Annotated in this window: 14 protein-coding genes and 1 pseudogene; 14 read left to right on the forward strand and 1 reads right to left on the reverse strand. The window is 63.0% G+C overall.

Annotation, left to right across the window (positions count from 1 at the left end):
- The first annotated feature begins 22 nt into the window (after positions 1-22).
- The 11 genes and pseudogenes from OKW26_RS09045 to OKW26_RS09095 all read left to right on the forward strand — a co-directional run bounded on the left by OKW26_RS09045 (position 23) and on the right by OKW26_RS09095 (position 17,153).
- Positions 23-967 carry an ABC transporter substrate-binding protein gene (locus OKW26_RS09045; RefSeq protein WP_429353361.1) on the forward strand — a complete coding sequence of 315 codons (945 nt, stop codon included), beginning with the start codon at positions 23-25 and terminating at the stop codon, positions 965-967.
- 114 nt (positions 968-1,081) lie between these two features.
- Positions 1,082-2,098, forward strand: a complete 1,017-nt coding sequence (locus OKW26_RS09050; protein WP_187610742.1) for an aldo/keto reductase — start codon at positions 1,082-1,084, stop codon at positions 2,096-2,098.
- A gap of 57 nt (positions 2,099-2,155) precedes the next feature.
- Positions 2,156-2,470: an L-rhamnose mutarotase gene (locus OKW26_RS09055; RefSeq protein WP_090806617.1), complete on the forward strand. Its 315-nt coding sequence runs from the start codon at positions 2,156-2,158 to the stop codon at positions 2,468-2,470.
- 113 nt (positions 2,471-2,583) lie between these two features.
- On the forward strand, positions 2,584-3,594 hold the full coding sequence (locus tag OKW26_RS09060; protein ID WP_184066226.1) for a zinc-binding alcohol dehydrogenase family protein: 1,011 nt from the start codon (positions 2,584-2,586) through the stop codon (positions 3,592-3,594).
- A 25-nt stretch (positions 3,595-3,619) separates the two neighbouring features.
- Positions 3,620-4,759, forward strand: coding sequence for a mannitol dehydrogenase family protein (locus tag OKW26_RS09065; RefSeq protein WP_429353362.1), 1,140 nt, complete (start codon positions 3,620-3,622; stop codon positions 4,757-4,759).
- A gap of 91 nt (positions 4,760-4,850) precedes the next feature.
- A pseudogene (locus OKW26_RS09070) lies at positions 4,851-5,046 on the forward strand (tetratricopeptide repeat protein); the annotation flags it as partial.
- A gap of 484 nt (positions 5,047-5,530) precedes the next feature.
- Positions 5,531-5,953, forward strand: coding sequence for a BcsR/BcsP family cellulose biosynthesis protein (gene bcsR / locus OKW26_RS09075; RefSeq protein WP_429353363.1), 423 nt, complete (start codon positions 5,531-5,533; stop codon positions 5,951-5,953).
- 103 nt (positions 5,954-6,056) lie between these two features.
- Positions 6,057-8,312: a UDP-forming cellulose synthase catalytic subunit gene (bcsA, locus tag OKW26_RS09080; protein WP_429353364.1), complete on the forward strand. Its 2,256-nt coding sequence runs from the start codon at positions 6,057-6,059 to the stop codon at positions 8,310-8,312.
- Positions 8,309-10,645, forward strand: coding sequence for a cellulose biosynthesis cyclic di-GMP-binding regulatory protein BcsB (gene bcsB, locus OKW26_RS09085; protein ID WP_429353365.1), 2,337 nt, complete (start codon positions 8,309-8,311; stop codon positions 10,643-10,645). Before bcsA ends, bcsB (OKW26_RS09085) begins: the two co-directional genes overlap by 4 nt.
- Before the next feature lie 40 nt (positions 10,646-10,685).
- Positions 10,686-13,094 (forward strand): cellulose biosynthesis cyclic di-GMP-binding regulatory protein BcsB, encoded by a 2,409-nt coding sequence (gene bcsB, locus OKW26_RS09090; protein WP_429353366.1) that lies wholly within the window; start codon positions 10,686-10,688, stop codon positions 13,092-13,094.
- A 57-nt stretch (positions 13,095-13,151) separates the two neighbouring features.
- Entirely contained in the window at positions 13,152-17,153 is a 4,002-nt protein-coding gene (locus tag OKW26_RS09095; protein WP_429353367.1) for a cellulose synthase subunit BcsC-related outer membrane protein, read from the forward strand.
- A 28-nt stretch (positions 17,154-17,181) separates the two neighbouring features.
- On the opposite strand, the gene OKW26_RS09100 is transcribed toward OKW26_RS09095, so the two are convergent.
- The gene (locus tag OKW26_RS09100) at positions 17,182-17,529 is read right to left on the reverse strand and encodes a hypothetical protein (protein ID WP_429353368.1); all 348 of its coding nucleotides are present in this window, start codon (positions 17,527-17,529) and stop codon (positions 17,182-17,184) included.
- A gap of 139 nt (positions 17,530-17,668) precedes the next feature.
- Between OKW26_RS09100 and OKW26_RS09105 the strand changes: the two genes are divergently transcribed.
- From OKW26_RS09105 to OKW26_RS09115, 3 genes are all read left to right on the forward strand, one after another.
- On the forward strand, positions 17,669-17,857 hold the full coding sequence (locus OKW26_RS09105) for a hypothetical protein (RefSeq protein WP_429353369.1): 189 nt from the start codon (positions 17,669-17,671) through the stop codon (positions 17,855-17,857).
- Between the two features lie 50 nt (positions 17,858-17,907).
- Positions 17,908-18,603 carry a cell division protein FtsQ gene (locus OKW26_RS09110; protein WP_429353370.1) on the forward strand — a complete coding sequence of 232 codons (696 nt, stop codon included), beginning with the start codon at positions 17,908-17,910 and terminating at the stop codon, positions 18,601-18,603.
- A 153-nt stretch (positions 18,604-18,756) separates the two neighbouring features.
- Positions 18,757-20,166, forward strand: coding sequence for an MBOAT family O-acyltransferase (locus OKW26_RS09115; RefSeq protein ID WP_429353371.1), 1,410 nt, complete (start codon positions 18,757-18,759; stop codon positions 20,164-20,166).
- The last annotated feature ends 4 nt before the right edge of the window (positions 20,167-20,170 follow it).

The following is a 20,170-nucleotide window of genomic DNA, read 5'->3' on the forward strand; positions in this document are numbered from 1 at the left end:
TCACCAACCCAAGGAGTGAGACATGAGAAAGATGTATCTGGCATTGGCCGCCGCACTTTTGACCGCAGCGACGGCGCACGCGAATGCGGCGGGCGGAGAGATCGCCGTGATCGTCAAGACGGCCAACTCGAATTACTGGCAGAACGTGCAAAAGGGCGCAACAGAGGGCATGAAAGGGCTGAACGGCTACACGATGACGTTTCAGGGACCGGCGACCGAGTCAGCCGTGGCGGACGAGGTCAATATGGTCGAGAACGCGGTGAACCGGCATGTCGCGGCGATCGTGCTCGCGCCGTCCGATCCCGACGCGCTGATCCCGGCAATGAAGAAGGCCTGGGAGGCAAAAATTCCGGTCGTCCTGATCGATTCGCTCGTGTCCGATTCCGGCAAGCAGTATTACCAGTCGTTTCTCTCGACCGATAACGCCAAGGCCGGTGAGTTGTGCGCGAAAGCGATGATCGACCGTGTCGGACAGACGGGGAAAGTCGCTGTGATGTCGTACGTCGCCGGCGCCGGTTCCGAGATTGGCCGCGTGGGTGGGTTCCGGAAGTATCTCGCGCAGCACTCGAAGCTGCAGATCGTCGGACCGTTCTACTCGCAGTCGCAGATGGCGACCGCGCTCAATCAGACGACCGACGTGCTGTCGGCCAATCCGGATCTGAAGGGCATCTTCGGTGCAAATGAACCGACTGCTGTGGGAATGGGGCGCGCGTTGGCGCAGTCCGGGAAAGCCGGCAAGGTCGTCGCGATCGGCTTTGACGGCAACCAGGACCTCCAGGGCTTCATCAAGGACGGAACCATCCAGGCCATCGCTGTCCAGGGCTCGTACCAGATGGGCTACAAGGGTGTCAAAACGGCGGTGGATGTCATCGAACACAAGCCGGTTACGAAGCAACTGGATACCGGTGTCGTGATGGTCGAGAAGGACAACATCGATCAGCCCGCCGCGAAGAATGTCTTGTATTGAAGCGCGATGCGGACGACGCCAGACGGCGTTGTCCGCCCTTGAGCCCAGCGCTACTCAAGACGCGCGGTGAAGCGTTGAACATCCAGCAATGAATCCCTGGGAACGGAATTCCTGATGAAAGCAAGTGATCTGCGTGAGGTATCGCGTGCCGGGGTGCAACTGAGCGCACTGGGTATGGGCTGTTCGCAACTTGGCGGCTTGTATCGCACGATGCCGCCGGAACAGGCGCGCGCGCTGATGGACGAAGCATGGTCGCTCGGTCTGCGCTATTTCGACACTGCGCCGTTCTACGGCTACACGCTTTCGGAACGCCGCGTGGGCAACGCGTTGTCAGCGCGGCCACGCGACGAGTTCGTGCTGAGTACGAAAGTCGGCAGGCTTCTTCGGCCGGATCCGACTGTTCAATGCGGCGACGACGGCTGGGCTGAGCCGCTTCCTTTCCGGCCGCACTACGACTACAGCTTCGACGGCGTCATGCGGTCTTTCGAAGACAGCCAGCAGCGTCTCGGTATTGCGCAGATCGATCTGCTGTATGTGCATGACATCGGTCGAATGACACATGGGGATGCAAACGTCGAATTCTGGAAACAGCTTACAGAAGGGGGCGGTTTCCGCGCGCTCGACACGCTGCGCAATGCGGGGGTGGTCAAAGCTATCGGCCTCGGCGTGAACGAGTGGCAGGTCGCGCATGAAGCCATGCAGGAATTACAACTCGATGTGACGTTACTGGCGGGCCGCTATACCCTCCTCGAGCAGGATTGTCTCGCGCCGTTTCTCGACAATTGCGTACGGTATGGGAATTCGATCGTGGTCGGCGGTGTGTTCAATTCTGGCGTGCTGGCAGGTAACGGCAAGTTCAATTACGGGGACGCCCCCGCCGGTGTCGTGTCGCGCGTCAACCGGCTGGCTGAGGTTTGCCGCGAATTCGAGGTTCCGCTACCCGCCGCGGCACTGCAGTTTCCGCTTGCGCATCCTGCGGTTGTGTCGTGCGTGGTGGGCGCGCGCAGTGTCGAACAACTCCAGCAGAACGTCGCGTGGTTTGAGCAGGCGCTGCCAGCCGGATTGTGGCAGGAGCTGAAGTCGGACGGTCTGATCGCGGACACCGCACCTGTGCCCGAGGTGGTCGAGTGAGCCTGTGTATCGACGCACATCACCATTAATAGGGAGAACGTAGTGCAACGAATGGGAATGGTCATCGGTATCGATCCGCAGCACATCGACGAATACAAACGCTTGCATGCGCAGGTGTGGCCGACGGTGCTCGATCGCCTGAAACGCTCGAATGTCACCCGCTACTCGATTTTCCTGCGGGAGCCCGAGAACCTGTTGTTTGGTTACTGGGAATACGTCGGAACCGACTATGAAAGCGATATGGCCGAGATTGCGAGCGACCCGGAAACACAACGTTGGTGGAGCCTGTGCAGCCCGTGCCAGAAACCGTTGGTGAGTCGTGCGCCGTCGGAACACTGGGCACAGATGGAAGAGGTCTTTTACCTCGAATAGCGTTGTCTCGACACGGCACTCGTTTGACCTCGCCATGAAGAAACAAATTAACCGGGCTCGCATCGAAACCGCACTATGGCTTCGCGGGTTCTGTAGCTGAAAAAGGAAACCTCATGCTCACTATTATTTGTGAAACTCCCGGCGTACTACGCGCTGAGACGCGCTCACGGCCACCGCGCGATCGCGGCGAAGTGTTGCTACGCGTGCGACGCGTCGGCGTATGCGGCACCGACCTGCACATCTTTACCGGCAATCAGCCATTTCTCGCCTACCCCCGCGTGATGGGACACGAACTGTCGGGCACGGTCGAAGAAGCCGACACGGATTCCGGCCTGGACGCCGGCGACCCGGTCTACGTGATGCCCTACCTGTCATGCGGTCAGTGCATTGCCTGCAGGAACGGAAAAACGAACTGCTGCGTGAACATTCAGGTATTGGGCGTGCATCGTGATGGCGCATTGACGGAGTATCTAAGTTTGCCGCGTCAGTTCGTTCACAAGGCTGAAGGAATCACGCTCGATCAGGCGGCAATGATCGAGTTTCTCGCCATTGGCGCGCACGCCGTTCGTCGCGCGGACGTTCAGGCGGGACAGCGCGTGCTGGTGGTCGGTGCAGGTCCGATCGGTATGGCCGCAATGATCTTTTCACGTCTGCGCGGGGCCACGGTGACGGCGCTCGATACACGGCTCGATCGTCTCAACTTCTGCGCTGAGAAAATTGAAGTGGCGGCTACTGTGCAAATCGGTGATACCGACGTCGACGAGCTGGCGAAACTCACCGACGGCGAATTCTTCGATGTGGTCTTCGATGCGACGGGTAATCCGGCTGCCATGGAGCGCGGCTTTGAGTTTATTGCGCACGGCGCGAAATACGTGTTGATTTCCGTGGTGAGAGACAAGATCACTTTCTCCGATCCGGAGTTCCACAAGCGCGAAGCCACCTTGATCGGAAGCCGCAATGCGACTGCGGAAGATTTCGAAACTGTGCTCAGGGCCATGCGTGCCGGTCAGGTGCCCGATGCGGCACTCAACACGCACCGGATGAAGCTTGCCGATGTTCCTGCCGAATTTTCGAAACTGCTCGAACCGTCCGCAGGTGTAGTGAAAGCCATCATCGAATGCTGACTCTGACGCATATCGGATATTTGCCATGAGCCAGCCAATTCTCCAGTTCGGCACTAGCCGCTTTCTTCAGGCGCATGTCGACCTGTTTGTTTCGGAAGCCATGACGCGGGGTGCCGCGCTCGGTGGCATTACAGTCGTGCAGACCACCAGCAGCCAGTCCAGTCAGAAGCGTATTGCAGCGCTGGCAGAGGGCGGGCGATATCCGGTACGGGTTCGAGGTATGCGTCACGGCGTGCTGGTGGACGAGATGCTGAGCGGCAACGCGGTGCGCGCAGCATGGCACGCCGAGTCTCATTGGGCACAAGTGCGAGACGCCGTGGCAGAGCACGTCGAAGTGATTGTTTCCAATACGGGAGACAGGGGGTTCCGGCTTGATGACCGAGATACCGCGACGCTCGTGAATCATCCGGAGCGCGTGCCACAGAGCTTTCCGGCCAAGCTGCTGGTGTTGCTTCATGCCCGTTGGGAACGAAACCCTGATGCGCCGCTCTCCCTTTTTCCATGCGAACTCGTGGTCAATAACGGCGATACGTTGCGCGAACTTGTCGTGACTCTCGCGGTAAAGTGGCGGCTGCCGGAGCCGTTCACTACCTACCTTCGAACGCATTGCATATGGGCCAATTCGCTCGTCGACCGCATCGTTTCGCAGGCGATCGAACCGGTGGGCGCCGTTGCCGAACCGTATGCGCTCTGGGCGATTGAGCAGCAGCCGGGGCTGGTTCTACCCTGCACTCATGAAAACATCGTTTTGACTGACGATCTGCAGCACTTCGAGCGCCTGAAGTTGTTCCTGCTCAATCTCGGTCACAGCTATCTGGCGGAGCGGTGGCTAGAGGACCGCAGACCGGTTGACGAGACCGTATGTCAGGCAATGAACGACCCGATACTACGCGCCAGCCTGGAAACTGTCTGGGCGGAAGATGTGCTCCCGACATTTGCGGTCCTCGGTCAGCGCGAGCAGGCTCTCGCCTATCTCGTCGAGTTACGCGAGCGCCTACTCAATCCGTTTCTTGAGCACCGGATAGCGGACATCGCGCAGAATCACACAGAAAAATTGCAGCGGCGTTTTCTGCCGCTCGTGCAACTTGCCGACAAACTCGGCGTGAAGCCTGGACCGCTGCGAATACGAGCGATGCTGGAGCGCGTCGCATGTCGTTTGCCTTGACGTTCTTCACGTCCTGATAGACGTACGATGCGATTATCGACCGGTCCCGCGTTACATTTCCGACGTCGGCCCTCGTAACGCGGCGTCCGACGGACTGGATGTCGTCGACTGCACGAAAGAGCTGAAGTCGTTCGACGAGTCGGCGGCGCTCGTCGGCAATTTCGATCTGGTCATTACCGTATGCACGTCGGTTGCTCATCTGTCGGGCACGCTCGGTGTGACGACACGGCTGCTGCTCGACGTCGACCCGCATTGGGGTGTGGATGCTCGGGCGCGACGACAGTCCGTAACACCACGGCGCGCTTTTCAAAACCGATTCCCAGCGCAAATTCGGGAATAATCGGACGCCCAATAAAAAGCAAACGTTTGACTGACCATATTTAACAATTAAAACGCTTAACTTTGCTCTGGAATAGCCGATATATAGATAGGAATTGTTTGGGTCCACGCATTAAGTTCCGCTGTACAATACGCGCCGCTCGTCCTGAGCGCAACGGTATCTCATGAGTTACACGCTCGTACCGCAGCGGCGGGGCCCTCGGTTGCCTTGGCTGAAAAATAAGGCTTGCGCGCGGCTCTCATGAAGAGGTCTCTAAAGGGCGAGTGTATCAACGGTGCCGCCTCACGATTTGGGAATTATTATGGCGGACGCGATGATGTAACGGAAATAATGGTTATCCTTATTCCTAAGTAAAAATTACAGCAAATTGCCCGACCGGTACGCGGTGCAGTCTGCAACAAACAATATGGCCAGTTCGACGGGGATGGCGTATGAGCAGTGCATCAGACATTTCGAATCTCTTCCAGATGTTGGGCGTGAGCCCGTCGCATTATCAAGAAATAGAAAGAATAGAGCAGGGGCAAGGTTCGCGTGGGCGTTGGTCCATGCAGACCACCTCGTCGCCAGGGGACACGACCCGGGACGACTCGGCTCGCGAGGCTGAAGCCGTTCTTCCCACCGATGTGACTGAAGTGGCCCCCGCCGCGCCGCCGCAGCTGATTGCGCCAGCCGTCCCCGCTGCCGTGTCCGGATCTCTTCCGGTATTGCAAGCCGCCCCCGAACAGCCGGTCCTTCAGTTCGATCCCGAACCTGTCATCGCTCCTCAGCAGCCGGACTCTCTGAGCGCCGTGTTTGCGCGCCTGCGGGAACGGAGTGAGCCTCAAGAAGGTGTTCCGCAACGCCAGACGTCATGAACTTCGTCACAGTCTTTTCCGTCAATGACGGCCTGGTTAAAACCACGGTGGCCGCGAACCTGCGCGTCGTGCCGAACCGGCGCACGCGCTAGAAGACCTTTCCATGGCACAGATCAAACGCAGGCTGAGCAAGACGGAGCAGCGGCGGCAAACGCGCAACACGGACCAGAGTGACGATGCCGGAAGTTGGGACGACAAACTTCTGGAAGCGGGGACACCGCTATGGGCGTCGAACTGGCTGCGGCTGGCAGTGACGCTATTGGCCGCGCTGTTGTTCACTTCTGCCATGACGGTCAATCTGGCCGTGTCGAAGCAATGGACGTTTGGCATCCTTTGCATGGTCGTCGCGGTTCTGCTGAACCGCATTCGCGGCAGGATCATCACGGTGTCCCTGGTGGCATTGTCGGTGTTTATGTCCTTGCGCTACCTGTACTGGCGCCTGACGCAGACGCTGTCCTTTACCACCTCGCTCGACATGACCTTTGGCTGCCTTCTGCTGCTGGCCGAAGGGTACGCGGTGCTCATGCTGTTGTGCAGCTACTTTCAGACGCTCTGGCCTCTGCATCGCCGGCCTGCGCGCTTGCCGGCCGATAGCTCGGCATGGCCGACGGTGGATGTGTACATTCCCACGTTCAATGAGCCGCTGCAGGTCGTGCGGCAGTCGGTGCTGGCCGCCACGCTGCTCGACTGGCCGGCCGACAAGCTGCGCGTGTATGTGCTGGACGACGGCCGTCGTGACGAATTCCGGCAATTCTGCGAGCAGGCTGGCGTGGATTATCTGACCCGGCCGGACAACGCGCATGCCAAAGCAGGCAATCTCAACGCGGCACTCTCCAGGACGAGCGGCGAGTACATCGCAGTGTTCGACTGCGATCACGTTACGACGCGCTCGTTCCTGCAGGTCTGCATGGGTTGGTTCCTGAAAGATCCGAAGATGGCCATGGTGCAGACGCCGCACGTCTTCTACTCGCCCGATCCGTTCGAGCGCAACCTCGAAACCTTCCGCAAGGTGCCCAACGAGGGTGACCTGTTTTACGGCGTGCTGCAAAACGGCAACGACTTGTGGAATGCCGCTTTTTTCTGCGGTTCCTGCGCGGTGCTGCGGCGTTCGGCACTGGAGGATGTAGGCGGCGTGGCGACGGAAAGTGTCACGGAAGATGCGCTCACCGCGCTCAAGATGAGCACGAGGGGCTACAACACGGCCTATCTCGCCATCCCTCAGGCAGCTGGTCTCGCCACCGAGAGTCTGGGGCGTCACGTCGGTCAGCGCATACGCTGGGCACGAGGCATGGCGGAAATATTCCGTCGCTTCAACCCGCTGTTGATCGCAGGGCTAACACTGCCTCAGCGTCTGTGTTACCTGAGCGCGATGATGCACTTTTTCTTCGGCTTGCCGCGCATCGTGTTTCTGATCACACCGATGGCGTATCTGTTCTTTGGCGCGCACGTCTTTCATGCTTCCGCGCTGATGGTGCTGGCCTATGTCGTGCCGCACCTCGTCATTTCGAGCCTCGGCGCCTCGCGCATTCAAGGGCGTTTCCGACATTCGTTCTGGAGCGAAGTCTACGAAACGGTACTGGCCTGGTACGTGATTCTGCCCGCGTTGCAAGCCGTACTCTTTCCAGGCAGCAAAGGCTTCAACGTGACGTCCAAGGGCGGGGTGATCCGTCAGTCCTTCCTGGACTGGGCGATGGCCCGGCCCTACATCGTTCTGCTGCTCATCAATCTGACCGGATTCATGGTGGGTGTCGCAGGTCTGATCCGCAGTCCGGGCTGGCCCGAAGCGACGAGCATTCTGTTCAACCTGGTATGGGTAACCTACAACATCATGAACCTCAGCGCGGCCGCGGGGGTAGCGAGCGAATCGAGACAGTTGCGTCTCGCTCCGCGGGTCCAGATCGAACTGCCGGCCGCCGTGATCCACGCCGACGGAACTCGCATCGACTGTCAGACCAGCGACTATTCGCATGGTGGTCTGGGGCTGGTGCTGCCTGAGGGCGCACCGTTGCCGGAGCACGGCGATCGCATCACGGTGGCGGTGTTGCGCGACGACTACGAGGACGTTTTCCCGGCCGAAGTGCAGGTGTGCCGCGGACGCACCATCGGCGTGAGTTTTCCGACCCTGACGATCGCTCAGGAGCGCGCCTGGATAGGGGCGACGTTTTCGCGCGCCGACAGCTGGATCGCCTCATGGGGCAGCTATCGTCCCGACAGGCCGCTGCGAAGCCTGTTCGAGGTGCTCGGCGTCGGCATGCGCGGCTTCGGGGAGTTGTTCCGGCATCTGTTCCTGGGTGGGCGTGAGCGCCTTGGCCGTTCGTCCGCAGATCCGGCGAGCGACTTGGGAACAAAGCAATCGTGAGTGTCGGCTACCTGTCGCTTTTGCGCTCCTTGACGAGCGCGCGCCGGTTGGGCGCGGTGTTGTGTTCGGTCCTGTTGCTCGGAGCGGGCGACGTGCTGGCCGCGACGATGCCCGCGTCGGCTGTCCCGGTCGATGCCGTGCGGCAAAGCCCGCACCCGGAACTCGGCGCGGCGGCGCCGGCCGACGCGTATACCTACCGGATCCCGCTGCTGCGGCAAAACGCGGAGCAGGGATTGACCTTGCTCGGCGAGGATGCCTATGCGGGCATGGACTTCGGTTTGCGCCGCGACGAGCGCGTGGTCAGCGCGCGGCTCGTGCTGGACTACAGTTACTCGTCCACATTGCTGCCTACGCTCTCGCATCTCAAGGTGTTGCTCAACAGCGTTGTAGGGGCGACCGTAGCGTTGCCCGAACCGGCGCCGCGGACGCCGGCGCATATCAGTGTGGATCTGCCGGTGTCGCTGCTGTCCGGGTTCAACCAGCTCACGCTCGAGTTGATCGCGCATAGCAAGGCGAGCGATCAGGGCAACAATCCGCTGAGTTCCGACCTGTGGCTGAAGCCCGGGCCGGACAGTGCGCTGGAACTGACCGTGGTTCCGGCGACCCTGTCCAGTGACCTGTCGCAACTGCCCGCGCCGTTCCTCGACGTGCGCGATGTGCGCAGGGTGGACCTGCCCGTCGTGCTGCCGCCAGCGCCTCGCGCGCAGCGCCTCGAATCGGCCGGTATCGTGACCTCGTGGCTGGGTGCGCAGGGGGGCTATCGCGGTGCGCACTTCTCCGCGAGCCTGGGTGCGATACCCGCGCATGGACATGCGGTGGTGCTCGCGCTGCCGGGCGAGGTGCCGGGCTTGACCCTGCCTGCGGTGGAAGGGCCGATGCTGGCCATCGTGCCCAACCCCAATGACGCTAACGGCAAGCTGCTGCTGGTCATGGGCCGCAACGACGCGCAGATCCGCGAGGCCGCGACCGCGCTGGTGCTTGGCGCGAAGACGCTGTCGGGCTCTCGGGTCAAGATCGACGCCCCGGTTTCCGTTGTGCCGCGCAAGCCTTATGACGCACCCAACTGGCTGCCGGGTGACCGCCCGGTGCAGTTGGGCGAGATGCTAGCGGCGGACCGCTTGACGGTGCAGGGCTTTCGCCCTGGGGCGATCAATGTGGACCTGCGTCTGCCGCCGGGTCTGTTCGGTTTTGACAACAGCGGCGCGGTGCTGAACCTGCATTACCGTTATACGGCCCGTCCGGAGTCAACGCGCTCGGAGCTCGGTGTGCTGGCCGGCAACACGCCCCTGCAGACCTTGCCGCTGACAGGCGACGCGTCGGACGGTTATGCGGTGATACGGGTTCCGACCTATCTGCTGCCGCCGTTGACGACGCTGCAATTCGACTATCGCTACGAGTCCGTGGCGCTGCAAGACCACGTCGAGGATGTGCCCGGCGGCCCGCTCCTGAGCGCCATCGATCCGACTTCGACGATCGACATTTCCCACCTGCCGCGTTACGCAGCCATGCCGGATCTGCGCGTCTTCGCAGACGCAGGCTTTCCGTTCACGCGGATGGCCGATCTGTCCGAGACGGCGGTGATCCTGCCCGCACAGCCGGTCGCTGGCGACTATTCCGCTTACCTGACGCTGATGGGCAGCATGGGTCAAACCACGGGTTATCCGGTGCTCGGCGTGACGGTGGGCGATCCAGCGCAGGTTGACGCGCTGCGTCGCAAGGACCTGCTCGTGCTGGCGTCGGGCGATAACCAGCCCTTGCTCAAAGCATGGCGTGATGATCTGCCGCGCGGCTTCTTCGCTCCGGTTGCCTCATCGGACCGCTGGATCGCCGCGTGGTGGGAAAAGCTGACGGGTGGGCATGCGCAGGCTGAACGCGAGGCCGCCATCGCCGCACTGTATGGCAGCGACGACCATGACGGCATGTTGGCGGGACTCGAGTCGCCGCTGGCTCGCGGCCGCAGCGCGGTGGTCGTATCGGGCAATACGCCGGACGGTCTCGACGCTGTCGTGGACGTGCTGCAAGCCAACCGCTACCTCATCAGCAAGCGTCCGGACGACAAGATCAGCGGCAGCCTCGTGGTCGTGCATGACGGCACGCTCACCACGCTGAGCAACGATCAAAGCTATTTCATCGGGTCCTTGCCGCCTGGGCTCGCGCTCGAATGGTTCTTCGCGAGCCACATCCTGCTGCTGCTCGTGGCGACGCTCGCCAGCGTCGTGCTCATAGGTTTGCTCGGCGGCGTGTTTCTGCACCGGCGTGCCCTGAATCGATTAGACCTGGATATTCCCCAGACATCGCAACGTGAAGAAGGACGAAGAGGTTCTCATGCTTAGAAGACGGCCTGACATCTCCCGGGCACGCCTTGCGCGTTGCATGACTGCGCAACCAGTATGGCCGGCACTGTTGCTCGGTTGTGTGTTTGTCACATCGACGGTAACCCAGGCCGCGCAACCAGCGGCGGCTGCCGCCGCTGCGCGGCAGGATGCGTCGGCTTCGGCCGGCGGCGCGGCCAACCCGTCCGCGCGGCCGGCAACGGCAGATAGCAACGCGGCGCCGCTGCAGTCCGCGCCGGACGCCGGAGCCGCTACCGCGGCTTCTTCGACGGTGACCTATTCGCTGCAGCAACTCGGCGCGCAATACGCGCTCAACCTGCGCGGCGTCGACGGCAGCAATACGCTGCCGGTCGGCGTGCGCGACGATCGGGTGGTCACAGGTGCGCGACTGAACCTGCGCTATGCCTATTCGCCGGCGCTGCTGCCCGATCTGTCGCACATCAATGTGCTGGTCAACGATCAGGTGGCGGCATCGATCGACGTGCCCAAAAACACGTCCGGCACCAACCTGCAGCGCACTATCACGCTGCCGCCGTATCTGTTCACCGCGAACAGCAAGCTGCGTCTGCAACTGATCGGCCACTACACCAACCAGTGCGAAGACCCGCTGCATTCGAGCCTGTGGGCCAACATCAGCAACGACAGTACGCTGAGCATCGACACCCAGCCGCTGGCGCAGGCCGGCGATCTGGCTCGCCTGCCGCGACCCTTCTTCGACGAGCACGATATTCGCCGGTTGGACCTGCCGTTCGTGTTCGCCGGCAATCCTGATACGGCCGCGCTGGAAGCGGCCGGCGCTGTGTCGTCGTGGTTCGGCGCATTCGCGAAATATCGCGGCGCGCAATTCCCGGCATCGATCTCTACCGTGCCTGCCAGGGGCAACGCGGTCGTCATCGTCGACAGCGCGGCGCAAGCGAGCCTGGCGGACTCGCCGCTGCAAGGTCCGACTCTCGCCGTCGTGACCAACCCCAACGATCCCAACGGCAAGCTGTTGCTGGTGATGGGCCGTGACGGCAAGGAACTCAAGCAGGCCGCCGACGCGCTGGTCACGGGCAGCCGGACGCTGTCGGGTTCGAGCGCGCTCATCACGCGGTTCGCCGACCTCGCGCCGCGCAAGCCGTACGATGCGCCGCGCTGGCTGCGCACCGACCGTCCGACGTCGTTGGGCGAACTCGTCGACGCCAAACAATTGCAGGTGTCGGGCTACAGCCCCGATCTGATCCGTATCAATATGCGCGTGCCGCCCGACCTGTTCGGCTGGCACGCGCCCAACGTGCCGATCGACCTGCATTACCGCTATACGCCGCAGCCTTATATGGTCAATTCGTCGCTGCTGTTCAGCGTCAGTGACCAGTTCATGAAGTCGATTCCGCTGCTCTCGCTCGAACGGCTCGAGGGCGGCAGCAAGCTGCGGGGCGAAGTTTTGCCCGACAGCAGCCTGCCGCGCCAGGCGAAACTGGAAGTGCCGCTGGAGGCGCTGTTGCAGCCGAATACCCAGTTGCAGTTCCGCTACATGTACGACTACATCAAGCAGGGCGAGTGCCGGGACATCATCATCGACAACGTGCGCGGCGCGGTCGATCCCGAATCGACGATCGATCTGTCGCAGTATCCGCACTACATCGCCATGCCGAACCTGGCCTCGTTCGCCCAGGCGGGCTTCCCGTTCACGCGCATGGCCGACCTGTCCGGAACGGACGTCGTATTGGGCCCCAACGCGGGCACACCGGAATACAGCACGTATCTGGCGGTGATGGGCCGCATGGGCGATTCGACCGGCTATCCGGCGCGCGGCGTCACCGTGCTGCGCGGTCAGCGCATCGACGCGATGCCGTCCGACAAGGATCTGCTCGTGATCGCCTCGGGTGCGGATCAAGCCTGGCTCAAGGACTGGGCGCGGACCATGCCCGCGGCGTATGACCACAGCGCGCAGTTCGCCGTATCGGATCTGCCGGGTCGCGTGCTGGGCTGGTTCCATGCCAACCCGCGCCTCGACGCCGAACCCCGCCGCCTGTCGCTGGCCTGGTCGGGGCAGGGCGTGAGCGCCGTGCTCGCAGGCTTCGAATCGCCGAAGCAACCGGGCCGCAGCGTGGTCATGCTGGCCAGCAATCAGCCCGACGGCCTGACGGATGCGGTCTCCGCGTTGCTGGATGCGCCGAACTCGGGCAAGCAGCCCATCCAGGGAAGCCTCGTGTCCATCCGCGGCACGGAAGTCGATTCGCTCGTGAGCGAGCATACCTACTACGTCGGGCATCTCGGCATCTGGCGCGGCCTCGACTGGTGGCTGGCTTCATTCGGCCTGTCGCTCGCGTGGGTGCTGAAGGCGCTGGGCATCATCGCGCTCGTGCTGATCGCGGTTGGTCTGTTTTCGTTCTTGCGGCGCCGCCAGGCCCGGCGCGACGCTGAAGCCCGTGAGCGGCTGCGGGCATCGCGGCAGCAACAATCATAAGCAAGGAAAGTCATGGTAGTCAGACGCAGCCGCAACCGGGCCTGGATTCTCGGACTGATGGTCGCATCGGTCGGCCACCCGGGCTGGGCGCAGGATGCTACGTCCAACATGCTGCTGGAACAGGGCCGCTACTGGCAAACGCATGACAAGCCCGATCTGGCCGCGCAGTCCTGGTCGAAACTGCTGCTGAGCGACCCGAAGCAGCCCGAGGCGCTGTATGGGATGGGCACGATCGCCGTCGGCAAGCAGCAGTTCGCGGCGGCGAACGGGTATCTGGCCAGACTTCGCGCGGCCGCGCCGGGCAGCCGCTTCGTGCCGCTGCTCGAGCAGAGCTTGCGCCTCGCGGTCGAACCGGGTAAGTCCACGTTCGCCAAGGCGCGCCAGATGGCGCAAGACGCCGTCAACCAGAAGGATCAGGCCGCGTTGTTGGCGGCCATCGCCGAATATAACAAGGCCTTGGGCGGTAAAGCGCCGCAGGGCAGTGTGGCGCGAGAGTATTACAGCTACCTCGGCTATACGGATGGCGGTGTGGATCGGGCCATCCAGGGCCTCGAGCGCCTGAATGCCGAGACGCCGAACGATCCGAACACCATGTTGCCGCTGGCCCAGCATATGGTGCGCGACGAACAGGATCGCGCGGCGGGTGTCGCCCTTCTGGAAAAGCTTGCCGCTCGTCCGGACATCGGCGGCGAAGCGACGGAAGTCTGGCGCTCCGTGCTGACTTGGGTCACGCCCACGCCGAAAAACAGATCGTGGTTTGAGGACTATCTGAAGCTGCATCCGGACGACGACGAAATACGCCATCAGATGCTGGCGCCGCATCCGCTCGCAGCGGCCGGTCCGGTCGTGGATGCACGACTGACACGCGGTTTCGCCGCGTTCAAGTCAGGCGACATCACCACGGCCGAGCAGTCCTTTTCCGCTGTGCTGCGTGACAAACCCGACAGCACGGATGCGCTGGGGGGACTGGGCCTCGTGCGCATGCAGCAAGGCGACCTGGCGCAGGCGCAGGCGCTGCTGTCGCGGGCGGTGTCGCGTCCGGGCGCGGGCGCGAACTGGGCCAAGGCCCTCAATTCCGCGCGCTACTGGCTGCTGGTGAACCAGGCCGAGGGCGCGCAAAACGTGGGCGACTTCGCCGCCGCGCGACGCGAACTCGATCAGGCGCTGCGTCTGGATCCAGCCGAGCCGGGCGGGCGCAATGCGTCGGCCCGGTTGGATGCGGCGCAGGGCGATCTGCCGCGTGCTGAAAAGGGCTACCGCGACGTGCTGGCGACAAGCCCCGATAACCGCGAGGCGGCGAGCGGCCTCATCGATATCCTGGCGCAGACGGGACGCGCCGATGAGGCCCAGAAGTTGATCGACGGCATGTCACCCGAACAGAAGGCCGGCATCGGCGGGCTCGATCGGCTGCGCGCCGCCGTCGCCGCCGCTCGGGCCGATGCCGCCGCGCAGCGTGGCGATCTGAGCACGGCCCGGCACATTCTGGAAGACGCCCAGCGCAGCGCACCCGACAACCCGTGGATTCGTCTGGAACTGGCGCGCTACGATCTCGAACAGGGTCATGCCGACGAAGCGAAGCAACTCGTCGACGGCCTGCTCGTCACGAACCCGGACAATCCCGAAGCGCTCTATGCGAGCGCGCTGCTGGCCATGCAGATGGGCGACTGGACGCGCGCGCAGGACACGATGACGCGCATCTCCACCGCCTCGCGCACCCCGAACATGGTTGCGACGGCGCAGCAGATCGATTTTCAGAGGGTCGTGGCGCAAGCCTCGCAAACGGCGCTCGAAGGCAATCTGGAGGATGCGCGCAGTATGCTGGCGCGGCTCGAACCCGCAGCGGGTCAAGACCCGGCCAAGGTGGGCGCGTTGGCGCAGGCGTATATCGACGCGGGCAACACGCCGCGCGCCATGAGCCTGATGCACGGGCTGATGCCTAACGGTCTGAAGGGCAGCGGCCCGGATGTGCAACTGGCTTATCTGGGCCTGTTGCTCAAGACCGGCCAGTATGTCCAGGCCGGGCTCGCGATGCGCGAGTTGCAGGGCCAGACGCTGACCGCGGACCAGCGCCGGCAACTGGACGAACTGAACTACCTCTACACCGTGCGACTGGCTGACCAGCAACGTCAGCAAGGTGACCTCGCGCAGGCCTACGACACGCTGGCGCCGATCCTCGCGAAGCGGCCCAACGACAGCCTCGCCACGGCCGCGCTCGCGCGCATGTACGCCGCCGATGACAAGTATGACCAGGCACTGTCGCTTTACCAGAAGGCGCTCGTCAACGACCCCAACAATCCGGGTTTGCAACTGGGCGTCGCGATGGCGGCAGTGCAGGCCGGAAAGAACAGCGTTGCCGATGCGGCATTGAAAGAGGCCGTTGCGAAGGCGCCCAACGATCCCGACGTGCTGGCCGGCGCCGCGCGCATTTACGTCATGCAGGGCAAGACCCGCGAAGCGCAGTCGCTGCTGGAATCCGCCATTGCCGCCAAGGAAAAGCGGCTCGGCGTGCAGGCGCAAGACGTCCACGTGGCGGGCAATCCCTTTGTCCACCACGACGACGCTCACCGTCGTCAGGTCCGCCACAGTCGCCAGCCCGCCGCCGAAACGTTCGCCCCGCAACCCGCGGCGCCGGACAGCGTGCTGGCGAACCAGAAGCCTGGTTTCGGGCCCGCTGCTGCTCCGGCTGCTACCGCGGCGAGCGCGACTGCCTCGACCGTGACATCCACGGCTGTGCGCGAGCGCTCGTCCTCTGCTCCATCCGCTCTGCCAACCGTGGCGGGCACGCCGGTCGGCGGCCTGGCGCCGCAAGACACGGTCGCGGTGAGCGAGCCTCAGGACGGTTCGCCGTCGCTCGAGGAAATGCGTAACGAACTCAGCGACCTCCGTGCGCAGCGTTCACCGGAAGTCAGGGGTGGGCTGTTCGTCTCGTCGAACAACGCAGCACCCGGTACGGGTCAGTTAACGAGCGTGCAGCAAGCTCTGGAAGGGGTGCTGCCGGTCGACAACGGCAAGCTTTCCATTCGCGTGACGCCGGTTGAACTCGAGGGCGGCACGTTGGGTACCGACGTCTTCAGCGCCAGTCAGTTCGGCGGCGGCCCGGCCGCCACCCGGGCGCAGCAGGCCGGCAAGGTCGCCGCACCGGGCAAACAGACCGCCTACGGCGTCGGTCTGGGTCTCGGCTACGAGACTGGGAACTGGATGGCCGACATCGGCACCACGCCTTTGGGTTTCAAGTACACCAATGTCGTTGGCGGCGTGATGTTCAGGAACTCCATCGATGCCGGGCAGGGCAGTTGGTTCAACGTGGGCGTATCGCGCCGCGCCGTGACGGACAGCATCACGTCTTTTGCTGGCTCGACCGATTCGCGATCCGGCTTGAGCTGGGGTGGCGTGACTGCCAGCGGCGTGCATGGTGCGATCGGCCTCGACAATCAGGACTACGGCGTCTACGGCTACGGTTCCGCGAAATACCTGGACGGTCATAACGTCCAGTCCAACGTCGGTGCCGAGGTCGGCGCCGGGACGTACTGGTACCTGCTGCGCACGGAGAACAGCATGCTGAGCGCGGGCGTGAACCTGAGCGGCATGATCTACGACCACAACGAAAACAACTTCACCTACGGCAACGGCGGCTACTTCAGCCCGCAGCGGTTCTATGCGTTCAACCTGCCGCTCACGTGGGCGCAGCGTTCGGAGCGCTGGACCTACAAGCTGCAAGCGGCCGTCGGTGTGCAGTACTACCACCAGGCCGGCTCGGCGTATTTCCCGACCGACAGCGGGTTGCAGGCCGCAGCAGTCTCAGCGGCTTCGACCATTGGCCTCGCCGACGGCGCGATCCATCCCGACCAGTCCTCGACCGGCTTCGGCTACAACCTGCTGGCCACGGCCGAATACCGCTTCACCAATCATCTGACTGGCGGAGCCTCGGTGGGCGCCAACAACGCGTCCAGCTACCGGCAGTGGGCGGCGGGCCTGTATCTGCGCTATACCCTTGCGCCACAGACGAAGGCACTGGATATGCCGGTCATCCCTTACCAGTCGCATTACAGCGATCAGTAGCCCGCCATACTGATCGATCGGACATTGATTATTTTTCAGGAGTCGAAGAGTCATGCTTGCTTCCGTACTTGCTGGTCTCAGCATTCTCATAGTTGGCGATAGCCATCTGAGCGAACCCGGTTATCTCATCGATACGTTGCAGGATCAGTTGATCGCCGCTGGCGCGCAGGTGCATACCTACAGCGTCTGCGGCAGTATTCCCGGCGATTGGGTGAAGTCCGTGCCCGGCACATGCGGTGGCGCCGAGCGTAACGGCAAGGCGCCCCTGGTCATCGACCACAACGCGAAGACCCAACCCGTCGATCAATTGATCGCCGCGAACAAGGCCAAGCTCGTCATCATCGTCCAGGGCGACACGATCGGGCGGATACAGCAAGGACGATCTCCCGAAGGCCTGGGCCTGGCAGCAGGTCACGGCGCTGACGCAAGACCTGGCCGCCAACAAGACGGCTTGCGTCTGGGTAGGGCCGGTCTGGGGCACGGAGGGCGGCAAGTATCAGAAGAGCTTCGCCCGTGTGAAGCAGCTGTCGTCTTTCCTCGCCGCCAATGTCGCGCCGTGTCAGTACATCGACTCGCTCACGTTTTCCAGGCCGGGCGAATGGGCGACGGTCGATGGTCAGCATTTGACGACGACCGGCTACAAGTACTGGGGCACGGACATCATGAAGGCACTGGTCAAGCTGCCTGTCGTTCCGCAGAAATGACGCGCCGGGCTTCGAGTTGCGCCTGCCCAGGTTTCCCGTTCGAGAAAAGAATGAAAAATTTCCTCTCCTCCCTGTTGTTGTCCGGCTTCGCTCTGTCCGGTCTCGGTTTGTCCGTGCAGCCGGCCATGGCCGCAGAAATTCCGCTATACCCGACCGGTCCCGCGGAGGACTCGTCGTTCGTGCGTTTTGTCGATGGCGGTTCGGGTCCGGTCGACGTGAGCGCGGCGGGGTCGAAAGCGCGTCTGACGCTCGACGCCTCGAACCCGGCCACTCACTTCCTTCCGATCGCCGCCGGCAAACCGGTGGCCGGCACACTGAGAGCCGGTAGCGCGCACCAGGACGTATCGGCGACGGTGCAGCCTGGCGAGTTCGTCAGCATCGTTGCGCTCGATGGCGCGGATAAAGCGGGTGGCCTGCATACGGTGACGGTCCGCGAAAAACCCGACGACTTCAATGCGCTCAAAGCTTCGGTGGCTTTCTACAACCTCGACGCTGGCTGCGCGACACCCACGCTGAAAGTGCCGGGTCGCGACATCGTGCTGCTCGACGGCGTGGCTGTGGGACAAGCCAGGCGGCGCCAGGTCAACCCGGTCGCCCTCTCGGTGCAGCTGGTCTGCGGCGGCCAGCCTGTGGGGCAGCCGCTCAGCCTGGGTACGCTCGCGGCGGGGCAGCGTTATACGGTGTTGCTCGTGCCGGGCGGAGCGCATTCGCGCATCTTCATGGCGAACGACGCGGTGAGCCACTGATCGCATTTGCGCCTCCTCCTTGAAAGCGACGCCGCTCATCGCCGATTTCCGGCTGTTCCCCGTTTGTCATCTGGTTACGACGGGCAGAGCGGGGTTCGGTGTGTTTCGCGATGGCGCGTCGGTCCAGATATCTTTTTCGATTGAGAACGATGCATGGTTTTCGCGTCCCTCGAATTCCTGACGCTGTTTCTGCCGGCCTTTCTGGCGATCTACGTCGCGTTGCCCGCGCGTTGGCGCAATGGCGTGCTGCTGTTTTGCAGCTGGCTTTTCTACGGCTGGTGGAGCCCGGTCTTTCTGCTGCTGTTCATCGCGCTGACCTTCTGGGGCTGGTTCGGCGGCATGGTCATAGACAGGGCGCCGAGCCAGCGTGCACGCGGTGGCTGGCTGGCCGTGTTCATCGTCGTCAACGTCCTGATATTGGGCTGGTACAAGTACGCCAACATCGTGGTCGATAGTCTCGACAGTGTGCTGGGGGCAGGCCATGCAGGGTCCATCCCCTGGCGACACGTCGTGCTGCCCATCGGGCTTTCGTTCATCGTGCTGCAATCCATCTCCTATCTGATCGACGTGCAGCGCGGCACGGTGGCGGCCGATCGCAGCATGATCCGTTACGGCGCCTATCAGGGGATGTTCGTGCATCTGATCGCGGGGCCGATCATTCGCTATGCGTGGGTGAGGCGCGAGCTGGTGTCGCGCGAGGTCGACTGGGACGGTTTTGCAGCCGGCGCAAGGCGGCTCATGGTGGGCATGAGCATGAAGGTGCTCGTGGCCGACACACTCTCGCCGATGGTCGACGCGATCTTCTCGTCGCACGCGCCCACGCTGGCCGACGCCTGGCTGGGCTGCGGTTTCTACACGCTGCAGTTGTTCTTCGATTTCGCGGGCTACAGCGCCATGGCCATCGGGTTGGGGCAGATGCTGGGCTTTCGCTTTCCCGAGAACTTCAACCGTCCGTACCTTGCCAGCAGCATTCAGGATTTCTGGCGCCGTTGGCACCTGTCGTTGTCGAGCTGGATACGCGATTACCTGTACATCCCGCTAGGCGGCAACCGCCACGGTGAGTGGCAAGCCTGCCGCAATCTGTTGCTGACCATGGCGATCGCCGGCCTGTGGCACGGCGGCGATAGCTGGAACTTCCTGCTGTGGGGCCTCGTTCATGGCATCGCCCTGATGGTCGCGCGCCTCTGGCGCCGGTTCGACATGCCGACCATGCCGTCCTGGATATCGCACGTGCTGACGCTGGTTTTCGTCATGCTCGCGTGGACACTCTTTCGCGCGGCGGGTTTCCCTGCCGCGCTCGCCATGTATCGCGGCCAGTTCGGTTTGAATGGCATCGGCTTGAGCGACGCGACGCTCGTGCTGCTGCGGCCCGTGCACGCTCTGGCTGCCGGGTTGGGCATCGTGTGCGTGCTGCTGCCGCTCTGGCAACAGCGTTGGGATAGCCTTCCCGACACGGCGCTGCGGCAGCTATGGCAGGCGGGGTGGCCGCTAGCGGGTTTTCTGTTGTCGTTCGGTCTGATCGTCGCGCGCGGCGCGGTGCCTTTCCTCTACTTCCAGTTCTGACGCC

This window comes from Paraburkholderia sp. 32, assembly GCF_050435345.1.
Lineage (GTDB): Bacteria > Pseudomonadota > Gammaproteobacteria > Burkholderiales > Burkholderiaceae > Paraburkholderia > Paraburkholderia tuberum.

What these genes read in the sequence shown, in the direction of transcription:
- OKW26_RS09095 (WP_429353367.1), top strand. Translation starts at nt 13,152, where the DNA reads ATGGTCGCATCGGTCGGCCACCCGGGCTGGGCGCAGGATGCTACGTCC.
- bcsB (WP_429353366.1), top strand. Translation starts at nt 10,686, where the DNA reads ATGACTGCGCAACCAGTATGGCCGGCACTGTTGCTCGGTTGTGTGTTT.
- bcsR (WP_429353363.1), top strand. Translation starts at nt 5,531, where the DNA reads ATGAGCAGTGCATCAGACATTTCGAATCTCTTCCAGATGTTGGGCGTG.
- OKW26_RS09055 (WP_090806617.1), top strand. Translation starts at nt 2,156, where the DNA reads ATGGTCATCGGTATCGATCCGCAGCACATCGACGAATACAAACGCTTG.
- OKW26_RS09050 (WP_187610742.1), top strand. Translation starts at nt 1,082, where the DNA reads ATGAAAGCAAGTGATCTGCGTGAGGTATCGCGTGCCGGGGTGCAACTG.
- OKW26_RS09115 (WP_429353371.1), top strand. Translation starts at nt 18,757, where the DNA reads ATGGTTTTCGCGTCCCTCGAATTCCTGACGCTGTTTCTGCCGGCCTTT.
- OKW26_RS09110 (WP_429353370.1), top strand. Translation starts at nt 17,908, where the DNA reads ATGAAAAATTTCCTCTCCTCCCTGTTGTTGTCCGGCTTCGCTCTGTCC.
- bcsA (WP_429353364.1), top strand. Translation starts at nt 6,057, where the DNA reads ATGGCACAGATCAAACGCAGGCTGAGCAAGACGGAGCAGCGGCGGCAA.
- OKW26_RS09065 (WP_429353362.1), top strand. Translation starts at nt 3,620, where the DNA reads ATGAGCCAGCCAATTCTCCAGTTCGGCACTAGCCGCTTTCTTCAGGCG.
- OKW26_RS09045 (WP_429353361.1), top strand. Translation starts at nt 23, where the DNA reads ATGAGAAAGATGTATCTGGCATTGGCCGCCGCACTTTTGACCGCAGCG.
- OKW26_RS09060 (WP_184066226.1), top strand. Translation starts at nt 2,584, where the DNA reads ATGCTCACTATTATTTGTGAAACTCCCGGCGTACTACGCGCTGAGACG.